The sequence below is a fragment of the Methanomassiliicoccales archaeon genome, from assembly GCA_026394375.1.
Classification (GTDB): domain Archaea; phylum Thermoplasmatota; class Thermoplasmata; order Methanomassiliicoccales; family UBA472; genus JAJRAL01.
On sequence record JAPKYJ010000006.1, the window covers coordinates 1 to 11,901 of the forward strand.

The following is an 11,901-nucleotide window of genomic DNA, read 5'->3' on the forward strand; positions in this document are numbered from 1 at the left end:
CTGTGCTCGGCCTTATCCAAGGTGTCACGGCACGCTACATTCGGTCGGCTGACTCCTGCTTGCAAAGCAGGGTGGCATCTGCCACGGCGGCCTACTCCATCGGGAGCGTTCCAATGCCTTTCCCGCAGACCGTTGCCAGTCTCGTGCCCGATGGAGCGATGAAGTTCTAGCCCAGAGCTTCAACCGTCTTTCTCTCCCAGGTGGAGAGTGCCTTACCCCTTGCGAGGTGTCTGGAGACTTCCTGGTACTATGCATGGTCGTCTGATGTTTGCACTTTATCGCCATTCATCCCACGATTGAAGTTCGTGGGTTTTCTGGCGACCCATCTTATAAGGCTGCCCGCACCATCTTTCGCAGGAAGATCGCTCGCAATTCGGTGTGATTAGCGCCCTTCGTATCGTACCAACGGAATGCAAGGCGCCCATATCATCGAGAAGACAAGTCCTTGACATCCCGATCGAAGTGACCGCTCACAAGAAGGATTCATACGTACCAAATATACTCATGTTACAGAAGTGACCGTTGCCAGGTCGGCAGGAAGGATTGATGGATTTGAAGATCGGAGTCTGCGGCATCGCCTGCGAAAGGTGCCCCCGTATGATGACGAACGCTTGCCCCAGCGGCAAGGAAGGCTGCGTGCCTAAGGAGAATAAGTTCTGCGCCATCGCCACCTGCGCCTATGAGAAGAAGGTTAGGTTATGCTTCGAATGCGAGGCGTTCCCCTGCGAGAGGACGAAATCGGGACCGATCTCCTTCGACTACTGCCGATACATCTCTGGAAAAGGAGAATGAGCTCAGGGATGAGGTCCGATATCTAGGCTCACTTCCGCATCACCTGCTGCTTCTCCCTGGTAGTGCGGATCTTCTCGTTGATGCGCTCGATGTGCTCCTCGTTCCTGGCCCTGATCCTTTCCAGCTGCGCCTTGTCGATCTCTCCCCGCTTGAATTTGTGCTCCGCCTGGTCGATGTCCGACCGGTACTCCCCCTTGACCGCGTTCAGCTCTTTGATCTTGTGCTCAAGCCTCTCCACACTGGAACCGAACATGCGTCACCTTCGCTAGGCTCTCCTGAGGAGCATATGTGTGGGGGGAATTGATAATCTTAGCGACCGTCCGGGTGTCCGCGTATCTCGTCGGCTGTCTGCATTCTCCCATATAGTCGTCGTATCTCCTTCTTGGTCTCGCTGGCGACCAGATGCAGATGCGATTGGCAATCGCAGTCTGAGCTTCCGAATCCTTCGACGACGGCCCGGGACCCTGGCAATCTCGAGATCTGCTCGTTCAGCAGGCACTCCTCCTTTCTGATTGAAGGGACCACGAACGCACCGACGATATCTCCTTTGGAAGCGAGGTGATCGATGTGCCAGTGGACCTTCTTTCGGGGTGAGAGATGCCGCCTCAGCCGCCCCTCCAGCCCACCCATCGCCGAGCCCACATAGGCGTAGGTGCCTCGGGGAAAATGGTGTTCGCCCAACGACCCTACCCTGATGCTCTGGCCTCGCCTCAGGTGGACCAGCAGCACATAGGCGCCCACGGAACGGCTCATCTCACCTGCCGCCCTCGTCCTTGTCCATCACCTTCAGGAGACGCTTGGCCACGGGCGTCGCCCGGTAGATGATCCAGTTGCCGTCCTGCTCTCCCTCTATCAGGCTGGCGTCCTTGAGCACGCTCAGATGGTAGGAGAGCTTGGAGTCCGGTGCCTGGCAGAGCTCCTTGATCAGGCATACGCAAAGCGGCTTGTTCTCCAATATGTGCATCACCTTTAGCCGGAGCGGATCGCCCAGGGCCTGCATCCGGTGGCTCCAAACGTCCATATCGTCCTCCGAAGGCAGGGAGTTCTTCACCTTCTCCAGGCCCCCGGTGCGTTCCAGCTCTTGGCGCAGCGCCAATGGCACCTCCTGGGTGGGATGGGTCGGCAATTCCTTGCTCGATCTGCGTCCCTTAGACCTCAAGTCCTCTCCCCTTCGTGCGTTGATCTAGGTTCTCCTTTCGCCGCTCAATCTGGAGATCATCTGCACCACCCTCTCGCCCAAGGCCCGCGCATCCTTCATCGCCTTCTCCTCCTTGGCGGCCGCGCCTTTGTCCCGGGAGTAGCTCTGGGCGAACGCCCTTGGGGGCAGGATGATGCCCTGGAGGGTCATGAAGTCCAGCAGGTAGGCGGCGGAGAACTCGTGCCCCGCCCTGCCGCCCACGGTGATGACCCCGCCCACCTTGTTCTCCAGCTTCCGGCCGGTCTTGGTCAGGAAGTAGGTGCGGTCGATCAGCGCCTTGGTCTGGGCGGTGATCATGCCGAAGTAGATGGGCGAACCGATGATGATGCCGTCCGCCGCTGCCAGCTTGGGATATAGGCCTTGCATGTCATCGTCGATGGTGCACAGGCCGCCCTTGCCGCACTCCGGGCAGGCGTTGCAGCCCTTGATGTCCTTGCCCGCCAGCCCTATGAACTCGATCTCCGCCCCCGCTTGCTTCGCTCCTTCGAGAGCTTCGCTGACCAGGATGTCCGTGTTGCCATCGGCCCTGGGACTTCCAGATATGCCTAGTACTCGCATGATCGTCACCGGCGACAACATCCCGCTGCGTCGGCTTAAAACCTTTTCATGGACCTGGATTCTTCATTGTACGGCCAAGGTGTCGTTCGAAGCGACCTGGGCCTTGGTGAGAATGCGGATCATGGTGCTGCCGCCCAGCCTGGAGGGTGAGATGCGCGTTATATCTTTGAGCTTGCGTCCGTAGATGTCCACGCCCTCCAGCATCTCCCGATTCTGCTCGTAGGGCACCTTGACCCTCAGGCCGTCCAGATGCAGCACGATCGGGGCCGGCCTCAAGCTCTGCTTGACCGGCTCCAGCTCTTCCAGGCGCTGCTTGATCTCGGCCGGATGCACGAATAGCGGGTCCTCGTCCACTTCCTGCTTGCGGACGGCGATGATGCCCTGCACCGCCGTGGCCGTCTCCTCCAGCTTGGCGATCTCCTCCCCCCGGCGCATGCGCTCCACTTTCCTGCCTATCCCGCACACCAACGCCTCGCAGTTCGGCAGGGACGATATCTCAGGGCCGCAGGCCACCGCCACCGGTATCTCGATGTCCTGGAAGAGGCGGATCTTCTCCTTCACGATGCAGTCCGCGAAATTGCCTAGAACGAAGACGGCCGCATCGTACTCCTCGATGAACGCCTTCTCATCCGCCGTGACCTGCGCCGTCCCCCGGCCTTTTCCTCTGGCCAAACCCATTACCACCGTGATCGCTCCGAAGCGGCGGAGGTGCTCGGCGATGTCGCACACCGGATGGGGCATGTGATGCCTTCCCAGGGTGGGAGCGACCACCGCAATCTCCGTTCCGGCCAAAGGCACCTCCACCAGCTTCGCCCCCAGCTCTCTGGACTTGAGCTCGATGGTGGGCCGGTCCTCCTCGGGAATGGCCATGGTGACCGTAATCATGACCTGGCTCTGGGTCTTCTGGATGACGAAGCCGCCCAGGTCCTCGATGAGCTCGTACAGCTCGCTGATGCGATATACACCGCCATCGAACATCAGCACTTCATACATCCTCCACCACCTCCTCCTGCTCCTCGGGCGCGGTCTCCATCTCTCGGTGCACCTTCTCGGCCAAGGATATGTACTCTGGCTGCATTACGTGCTCCGTCGCCGCCACCGTCATTACGCTCTCGGAAAGGATGTTGTGGCGCACCTTGAAGCCCTCCGGCAGCAGGCGCCAGACCGCGTCCAGCACCTCCTTCTTGAGCTCCTGCCCCGGGTCCAGCTCCAGGTCCTCCAGCTCCTCCTGCTTGATGCCGTGCACCAGCACCTCCAGACGGGTGATCTGCTCGATGCGCTCCCGGCCGAAGCGCTTCCATAAGAGAGCGAGTAGCGCCGGAGCGTAGCTCTCGTCCCCGATCATCATGTAGGTGTCCCTCTGCCTCTGCTCGACCGTGCTGATGTCGGAAATCTTGACCGCGGTCCTGGCTCGGCGGGTGCGGATGGAGACCAGGAACAAAGGCACCTCGGGCTTCACTACCAAACGAGCTACCTCCACGCGATTGGTCAGGCCCAGATCGACGAGGATGCGCTCGAACAGCTCGGCGTAGACCTCGTTCCCGAACTCCTCCGTCCCTTCCACCCTGATGTTCATCTGTGCCCCTCGATGAATCCTGAGGCCAATAGGGCCGCGCCTGCCGAACCGATGTACTGGGCGTTCGGAGGCACGATGGGCTTCTGGCCGATCACCGAGCCGATGGCGGTGACCATGCCGCTTATGAGGGAGGTACCTCCCACTTGGATCACCGGTTGGCGAACATCGATCTCCTGCAGCTGCTGTTCGTAGATCTGCTCGGCCACGCTGTGGCAGGCCGCGGCCGCCACGTCCGCCGTGGTATGACCGGCGGCCAAAGAGGTCACCAGGTCCTGGATGCCGAAGATGGAGCAATAGGAGTTCATCTGCACCTTCCTCCAGTCCCCTTGATCGGCCAACTTCCCCAGCTCGGTGATCTCCACCTGAAGGCGCTTGGCGGTGAGCTCCAAGAAACGGCCTGAAGCTCCGGCGCATATTCCTCCCATGGTGAAGTTGTCCGGGATGCCGTCGCGCACGGTGATGGCTTTGTTGTCCATTCCTCCGATGTCGATGATGGTCGCTTCGCCTTTCTGCCTGTCAGCGAGCCAGACCGCGCCCTTGGAGTTGACGGTTAGTTCCTCCTGCACCAGCTGGCAGTTCATCTTCTTCCCGATGATGTATCGGCCGTAGCCTGTGACACCGATAGCCTCCAGCTCGTTGCGCTTCACCCCCGCCTCCGTCAGGGCCTTCTCCAATGCCACCTCGGCGGAGAGGATCACCTCCCCGGTGGGATGCCAGAATTTGCCGATGATCTGGTTGTCCCGCAGGATCATGGCCTTGGTGGTGGACGAGCCGGAGTCGATGCCGGCGGTCAGACCGACCTGCCTTTCCCGGGCCAGTAGCTCCTTCCTCTCCACGATGGTCACCAGCGCCTCCATGCGGGTGAGCAGCTGCCCGGATTTGGTGCGCTCCGTGAATGAGTATGTGACGACAGGCATCCGGGAGCGCTCTTGCACGAAGCGCCTCAGTTCATTCCTCACCAGCGCTGCTTCGGCGCAGCGGAAGCAGGAGGCGATGAAAACGGCATCGGCATCGTAGCGTCCCTCGGTGACGGCCAACGCCCGCGCGATCATGAGCTTGAGCTGCGCGCTGGTGGGCGTGAACCCGAACTCCTGCACCGCCCGGTCGATGTCCTTGACGTCCACGTCGGGGAACACCATCTTCGCTCCCACCGTGGAGGCGGCGCGCTCGATCTCCGGTTGCACCCCGCTATACTCCGTGCCGCAGGAGAGCTGGGCGATCTTGATCATTTCAGAGCCTCCAGGAATTGCTTGATCTTGTTGACCATGACCTTAGCCTCGCCTTCGTTGGTGGGGTATTGGACCATCAGCACGGGGATCTTGCGCTTCTTGACCAGGAAGCGGACCATCTCGTCCGTGCGGTGGCAGCCCACGCAGCCGAATTCGAATGGAGCCTCCTCCATGATGATGGCCGCCTCCGCCTGGTCGATGAGCGGCCCCCAGACCGCCAATCTGCCTCGAATTCCAGAGGGCACTTCGATGCCGGCATATTTCAGCCCCTTCTTGACGTCCTCGGGCGTGACGTTCAAGGGGGGCGATTCGATCTCCGGGTTGGCGACCTTATCGCCGATCGCGCCCATGAGGCTGAGCGGTTCGTGGCCATATCTTTCCACCAGGTCGAACAGGATCAGGCTGTTGGGCGGCACGATGAAGACCTTCACTTTGACTCCTCCACTATCTTCTTGAGCTTGTTCACAGGCAACTTCTGCTTACGGGGCGTCTCGCACACTACCTCGCCCTTTCTGGCCGAGGCGACGCCCTTCTCGATCAACGAAAGGCATTCCCATTCCTTCTCCAGCTGGGTGAATCCGGGTCGGGAGCCATGATGCGCGCGACAGCGTCGGGCATCGCCCATGGGGAATCCCCGGACCTTGGTGAAGATGCGGTCCGGGTCCAGCTTGCGTACGGCATTCACAGCCTCCGCCACCGCCTGCTTGCTCCCTTCCACCATAGCTCCATAACAAGTCTCCTTCACAGTGATCTCCCCTCCCAGGGAATGGATGAGCCTGGTGATCTGGTCTGGAGTGACCGAGGAGGAGGGCGCTATGACGATCATCCGGGTCTCATTCTGTTTTGCCACGCTTAGCCCCCTTATCAATATTTTTTTTCCTATTGGTCGACTCTTTGATGGCGTTGGCTTTATTCTTCTTCTTCGCTGGCGGCGGCTCGGCAGTCTCTCGGACGTAGATGATGTCGCCCTCTTGGATCTCCTTCATCAGCGTCTCCAGACTGGAAACCATGTTGCCGACGAGGTTTGTGCCATAGCGCTCCTCACCCGTCGGCCCGAACTCGTCCGAGGTGTCCAGGCGGATGCCGATGAGGCCTCGGATGGGCCGGGACATGTTCGTTACCCCGATGTCTCCGCGCAAGGACTCTTCCCCGAACTCATTCTCCGGGATGAGAGAGGCGCCCTCCCGAGCATCCCCCTCGAAAGTGATGAGCGGCATCTCTGGGTAAGTGAAATGCACCTTCATGGTGCCGATGGGCTTGTGGCCAAGCCCGGTCATCTTGCGGAAGTAGCGATGCGTCTGAGGCGCCTTCTCTGGAAATAGACGAATCAGATTGATCCTCTCTGGCCGTACGCCGAGAGTCTCGATCTCCGCTTCATGGAGAGCCTCCATGGTCAGCTCCGGCTCCTGTTCCACTATGACCGCGTCGTCGCCTGTGTCCCCGGCCCTTCTCTGCCTGAGCCCTCGCCCTTCGAGAGCCTTCTGTCCTTCCTGCTGGGAGAGACCGATGACCATGATGCGCTTCGGTTCGGAAAGGAGGGTGACTCTGGACCCGGCGGGAGCGAGCCGGATCAGCTCTGCTCCCTGGGTCACCCGGCCCACGATGTTATGAGCGTTCGAGACCTGTCTCCGTTCCAGGTAGAAGTAAACGCGCCCCGCGCCACCGCCTTCGTGCCTGACCGTGACGGTCCCAGACTCTCTCGTGCCGGTCATCTCCTTTGTCAAGACCACATCCATACCCGTGGAGCAGGCTGCGAAGGTGCGCGTCTTGTCCGTCACGACCAAGACCCCATGCTCAGTAACGACCAGGAAGTGCTCGCAGCTCACCGGAGCGCTCCTCTCCAAAGCCACGCTCACGTAGGACTCGACGACCATGCCTTCCTCGAGCGGAGCGCTGAGATCATCCGTGACGAAGGCCGTCCGTTCCGCCAGTTCTTCGATCAGGGGCTTGATGTCCAAGAGCCTCTCGCCTTCTTGGAGCTGCCCTAACACATGACGACCAGTGGTGATCTTGCCTATGACCGCGCCGGATGTCCCGTATTGGCCTTCGTGGGAGTTCTTGGCCACCATGAGATAGGTGGTTTTGGCGTCGAAACCGCCGGTGGCCAGGAAGCAATCGAACTTCTTGTATTGATAACGATCGCGACTGACCTCTATGTCCGTGGGAAAGGAACCGACCGCCAGCACCTTCGAGGTCTGCCAGCGGATGGATTTGTTGGCTATCTGCAGGAATAGCTCCTTGAACAAGGCGGCGTAACTGGAGTCATTGAGGCGAAGGCCGATCGGCCCTCGGGAGGTGAGGAGCTCGAAATCGCTCGTCTCCTTCTTGATGAGGTCGGAGGAACGCGCCAATGCGACCAAGGAACCTTTCTCGTGAGGCTGGTCCTTGAGGACGTCTCGCAGTGAAGACCCGGCGCTCACCTTCACTGGCTTGCCGTTGAGAAAGATGTTCATTTGGTCGGTCTGGATGATACCCTATGCGCTTTAAAGCCTTTTTCCTGTTGTTTCGACGGAATGGGTGGGTGCCAGTTTCGTCCTCAGCAACGATTCGCCCATCTGCTGCCGGAGGGACTATTATATGTGCGATAGCGTTTGACGTTCTCGATGAAGAAGGACGCCATTCTGGACGCGGTCCGAAAGAAGGTGACCTCCCTTCCAGGGGTCATCGCCTTTCAGTATCTGGATGGCGACTTCAAGGACAAGATCGTCTCCCTGGAGAAGGAGGCGGAGAGCAACGGCGCCTGCGGTGGCCTCATGCCCTTCACGAACGACGGCGTCTGGGAGGTTTTCAAGCGCCAGGTGCAGTTCATCATCGTGGCGGAGTCGTCCTCTGTCCTTCTTGGACTGAGCAACGGTCTGGTCTATATAACCGATCAGAAGGGACAGATCGTAGGCGAATGGCTGAGTGCGACCAGACAGGAGGAGCTCAAGGGCAAGGAGAACGTCTGCTTCCTGAGCGAGGATTTCGTGCTCTACCCGGACGTGGAGATCGTGGGAGAGCCGTTCTTCGTGCTGCCGCGAGTCGATTTCCCTTACCTCGAGGACTTCCCGGGCGTGGCCAACGTCGTCTCGGGAAGCATCTCCACCCTCTCGGACGATTTCATCCGCTTCCGCCTGGGCTACAGAGAGACCAAGCACTGGACGCATCTCATCGGGTTCGACATCGTGGATCGATGACCGATCTAGAAAAGGCCTAGTCCACCAACGCCTTGCTAGAAAAGACCGGCAATCTGGCGGCCAAGCCCTCTTCCGCACTCGGGGTTCGCTCCGGCAGGTTCTTCTTCACCTTGGAGACGATCTCGTCCAGCTTGGTCTGCGGACAAGTGACTCCCCGAATCACTCCTGTGACGATGTCCACGATGGTTCCCTTGGTGGCTATGCCCTCCTCTTTGGGCATGACCAGACGGGTCCTCACGCCGATGCGGGCGAAGTCCTCGAAGTCCACCGGCGCCTGGCAGACGACGATGGCCGGGACGTCCACGTTCCGCAATATCAGCCGAGCTTTGTAGATGATGTGATTCCTCACGTTGCCAAGGTGGATGATGGCCAGTTTGAACTGCTCCATGCGCCGGATCTCGATCTCGTCCAGGCCGAAGATCGAGCCGGTGGAGACATCAGGCGCATCATGCGGCACCCCCGACCCGGCGTTAACCACTATCACCGAGGTATCGATGCCCTCTTCCCTTAGTTCGTAGGTGATCTCGCACACGGGCTTGGTGATGTGCCTCTTGCCCGGACCCATGGCGATAGCCACCACGTCCCGACCGCTCTCGGAGATGGTGGCCCTTTGAGCCATCCCTCCGCCCACTCCCAGGCCCTTCGACTCGCGGCATTCCACGAACTTCGTACGGCGACCGATGCTCTCCTTCACGCTTCGACCCCGCTCTTCATCATCTCTTCCTGTTCCTCCGCGGTCATATTGGCCACGATCTCCTTGGGGTCGCCGATGGCCACGACCTTCCCGCCCTTCATGATGGCGGCCCGGTCGCAGCAGTTCAACACGAAGTCCATGTCGTGGGAGACGATGATGAACGTCTCGCCCAGCTCCTTGCGGGCGGTGAGAACGGACTTGGCCACGTTGATCTTGGTGATGGGGTCCATGGTGCCCGTCGGCTCATCCAGGATAACGACGCGCGGCTCCCGGATGAGCACCTGAGCCATGGCGATCCTCTGTTTCTCGCCCACGCTCAGCACTTCCGGCAAAGAGTACAGGATTCGTTCTATGTCCTTTTGCTCGAAGCCCACGCCGCTCAGCACCTGGATGGCCTTCATCTTAGCGAACTCCGCGGGCATCTTGATGCCGATGCAGACGCTCAGGTTCTGCAGGATGTTGTTGAATGGATACAAGGAGTACTCCTGGTGGAGTGTCCCCATGTAGGGCGTGGCTCGACCTCGACCGAACTCCCCCATCTCGTACATGTCGACCCAATCATCGCCCACCCGCACCAACACCTTGCCGGATGTTCCAACGGTGATGCCCCCGATCATGCGGGAGAGCGTGGTCTTGCCCGCCCCGCTCAGGCCGACCAGACCGAATATCTCTTTTTCGTTGATGTCAAATGTGACGCCATCCACGGCCTTGACCACGCCGCGGACGATGGAGTAGTAGTACTTGCGCGCATCTTCCACCTTGACTATCGGTCCGCCGACCGGCACCGGCTCCGGGTCCTTGGGGGCGAAGCCCACCATGAACTCCTTGGTCACGTCCACCGGTTCTCCGATCTTCATAATCTCGCCTGCCTCCAGCCAGATGGCCTTGTTGGACAAGCGGTTGATGGCTTTGGGCCAGTGCGATGAGACCACCATGGCTAGATGGTACTTCTTGCCCGTCTCCACCAGGGTGCGGTGCACGATCTCCGCCGTCTGCGGGTCCAAGGTCCCCGTCGGTTCATCCGCCAGGAACAGGAGCGGGTCTCGCGCCAGCTGCCGGGCGAGAACACATCTCTGCTTCTCGCCGCCGGACAGGTCTCTCGCGATGTGCGTGATGCGGTGCGTAAGGTTGACCGTCTTCAGCAGCTCGATGGCCTGATCTACCTTGTCCTTCTCTTCGCAGCGGTCACCCATAGCCTCGAAGATGTTCTCGATGACGGTCATGTCCCCGAAGAGCGCGAAGGTGCGCTGCAACATGATGGCGATGCGTTGCTTGATCGCCAGCCTATGAGGGTCGTTCTCGTGCAGCGCCCAGAAGTCTATGTCAATAAGCTTCGAGACCGTGCCGCAGCGGGTGCACGCCTTTCCTCTCACTGGCAGGTCGAGGTTGTGACAGGCTGGACACTGGTTGACCCGGTAAATGATGTTTCCCGCGTCTGGCTTGTAGTCGGCGCTTCCGCGCAGCATGCTGATGAAAACGGATTTGCCGGCGCCGCTTCGGCCGATGAGGCCGAGCACGTCCCCGGGATAGATGATGGCGGTGACATCCCTGAGGACGGTATTGCCGTTGAATCGCTTGCTCACATTGTTGATGATGACGAGCGGCTCGTACTCCTCGGGCATACGTTCCGAGCGAAGGGGTAGTTGCGTAATAAAGCTTTCTCCAGATGCCTAAACAATAGTGGAATGGCTAGCGATTTAACAGGGTAAAAGTATATGAACAAGTGAATGATATCAAGCCCGTTAAGGTACGTTTAAATGGATGGATGATATATCCATCCCTCAATGCCACTGACGTTCAGCTCCTATTTCTCAGGCGGTCCGACTCCGAAGTTCTCCCTGTACCACATCTGGAAGGCGTACCAGGTCATCGATTCCGCCGGACCGGTGGGAAGGAAGGCTCTGGCCGAGATCCTTCAGATCGGCGAGGGAAGCACCCGCACCATCCTGGATAAGATGATCCGCGAGGGTTCGGTAGAGAACACTCGTCGGGGAGCGGTGCTGACTGAGAGGGGCAACAAGCGCCTTGCTTCCATGGGCGTTGTCACTGGGCCGGTGGAGATCGAAGGTCTGACGCTGGGCAAGCACAACTGCGCCGTGCTCGTCAAGGGAATGGCCGACACCGTGAAACTAGGCTGCGAACAGCGCGATGAGGCGGTGCGCGCCGGAGCGATCGGAGCCACCACCCTGGTGGTCCGCAACGGGAAGATCGTTTTTCCAGGCGATGATGATTATCCGGACCAGGAAATGCTCTCGCCTCTGAGACGGCTGTTCGAGGTGGAGGACGGGGACTTGGTCATCATCGGCTCAGCCTTCTCCTATGAAGCGGCGGAGAAAGGGGCCGTGAGCGCGGCTCTGTCCATGGGAAACACCTCCCGCCGCTGCTGGACCGAAGGCACTTCGCTCCTGTCGGCCGACACCGAGGCGGAGGACCTGAAGTGCTTGGCCTTGGCGGTGCATGAACTGGTCGGTCGAATGCCAGTGGCCATGCGTTCCCGCAACCAGTTCGGGGTGCGCTGCGAGGACGGAGAGGTGGTGGACACTAGCTACACAGGACCGGTACTGGAGGAAGCCCTGAAGCGGGGACAGATCGTCCGGAAGGTGGCCACGAGCGGTCAGTATCGGGGCACGCCTGTGGTAGTGGTGCCCATCATGAAGCGGAAAGAGGCCATCGCCGCC

The 11,901-nt window shown here is 59.9% G+C and carries 15 protein-coding genes; 3 read left to right on the forward strand and 12 right to left on the reverse strand.

Going from position 1 to position 11,901, the window contains the following annotated elements:
• Positions 1-546 precede the first annotated feature (546 nt).
• The gene (locus NT137_01265; protein ID MCX6651975.1) at positions 547-792 is read left to right on the forward strand and encodes a DUF3795 domain-containing protein; all 246 of its coding nucleotides are present in this window, start codon (positions 547-549) and stop codon (positions 790-792) included.
• Between the two features lie 28 nt (positions 793-820).
• On the opposite strand, the gene NT137_01270 is transcribed toward NT137_01265, so the two are convergent.
• The 10 genes from NT137_01270 to NT137_01315 all read right to left on the reverse strand — a co-directional run bounded on the left by NT137_01270 (position 821) and on the right by NT137_01315 (position 7,806).
• A complete protein-coding gene (locus NT137_01270) occupies positions 821-1,045 on the reverse strand; it encodes a hypothetical protein (protein ID MCX6651976.1) in 225 nt (74 codons plus the stop codon).
• Between the two features lie 56 nt (positions 1,046-1,101).
• Positions 1,102-1,545 (reverse strand): GIY-YIG nuclease family protein, encoded by a 444-nt coding sequence (locus NT137_01275; protein MCX6651977.1) that lies wholly within the window; start codon positions 1,543-1,545, stop codon positions 1,102-1,104.
• Between the two features lies 1 nt (position 1,546).
• On the reverse strand, positions 1,547-1,951 hold the full coding sequence (locus NT137_01280) for a metalloregulator ArsR/SmtB family transcription factor (protein MCX6651978.1): 405 nt from the start codon (positions 1,949-1,951) through the stop codon (positions 1,547-1,549).
• Between the two features lie 24 nt (positions 1,952-1,975).
• A complete protein-coding gene (locus tag NT137_01285; protein ID MCX6651979.1) occupies positions 1,976-2,548 on the reverse strand; it encodes a flavodoxin family protein in 573 nt (190 codons plus the stop codon).
• 63 nt (positions 2,549-2,611) lie between these two features.
• Entirely contained in the window at positions 2,612-3,541 is a 930-nt protein-coding gene (locus NT137_01290) for a methanogenesis marker 7 protein (protein ID MCX6651980.1), read from the reverse strand.
• A complete protein-coding gene (locus NT137_01295; GenBank protein ID MCX6651981.1) occupies positions 3,534-4,124 on the reverse strand; it encodes a methanogenesis marker 17 protein in 591 nt (196 codons plus the stop codon). The genes NT137_01290 and NT137_01295 overlap by 8 nt, the downstream gene beginning before the upstream one ends.
• Positions 4,121-5,353: a methanogenesis marker 15 protein gene (locus NT137_01300; GenBank protein ID MCX6651982.1), complete on the reverse strand. Its 1,233-nt coding sequence runs from the start codon at positions 5,351-5,353 to the stop codon at positions 4,121-4,123. The genes NT137_01295 and NT137_01300 overlap by 4 nt, the downstream gene beginning before the upstream one ends.
• A complete protein-coding gene (locus NT137_01305) occupies positions 5,350-5,784 on the reverse strand; it encodes a methanogenesis marker 5 protein (protein ID MCX6651983.1) in 435 nt (144 codons plus the stop codon). The genes NT137_01300 and NT137_01305 overlap by 4 nt, the downstream gene beginning before the upstream one ends.
• Positions 5,781-6,203 (reverse strand): methanogenesis marker 6 protein, encoded by a 423-nt coding sequence (locus tag NT137_01310; GenBank protein ID MCX6651984.1) that lies wholly within the window; start codon positions 6,201-6,203, stop codon positions 5,781-5,783. Before NT137_01310 ends, NT137_01305 begins: the two co-directional genes overlap by 4 nt.
• Positions 6,187-7,806: a methanogenesis marker 3 protein gene (locus NT137_01315; GenBank protein ID MCX6651985.1), complete on the reverse strand. Its 1,620-nt coding sequence runs from the start codon at positions 7,804-7,806 to the stop codon at positions 6,187-6,189. The genes NT137_01310 and NT137_01315 overlap by 17 nt, the downstream gene beginning before the upstream one ends.
• Positions 7,807-7,956: 150 nt before the next feature.
• On the opposite strand from NT137_01315, the gene NT137_01320 reads away from it, so the two are divergent.
• On the forward strand, positions 7,957-8,529 hold the full coding sequence (locus NT137_01320) for a hypothetical protein (GenBank protein ID MCX6651986.1): 573 nt from the start codon (positions 7,957-7,959) through the stop codon (positions 8,527-8,529).
• 16 nt (positions 8,530-8,545) lie between these two features.
• On the opposite strand, the gene mcrC is transcribed toward NT137_01320, so the two are convergent.
• Together mcrC and atwA are read right to left on the reverse strand one after the other, a co-directional pair.
• Positions 8,546-9,223, reverse strand: a complete 678-nt coding sequence (gene mcrC / locus NT137_01325; GenBank protein MCX6651987.1) for a methyl-coenzyme M reductase I operon protein C — start codon at positions 9,221-9,223, stop codon at positions 8,546-8,548.
• Entirely contained in the window at positions 9,220-10,845 is a 1,626-nt protein-coding gene (gene atwA / locus NT137_01330) for a methyl coenzyme M reductase system, component A2 (GenBank protein MCX6651988.1), read from the reverse strand. Before atwA ends, mcrC begins: the two co-directional genes overlap by 4 nt.
• 162 nt (positions 10,846-11,007) lie before the next feature.
• Here atwA and NT137_01335 point away from each other — a divergent pair.
• The coding region (locus NT137_01335; GenBank protein MCX6651989.1) for a DUF2111 domain-containing protein at positions 11,008-11,901 on the forward strand (894 nt) is incomplete at its 3' end.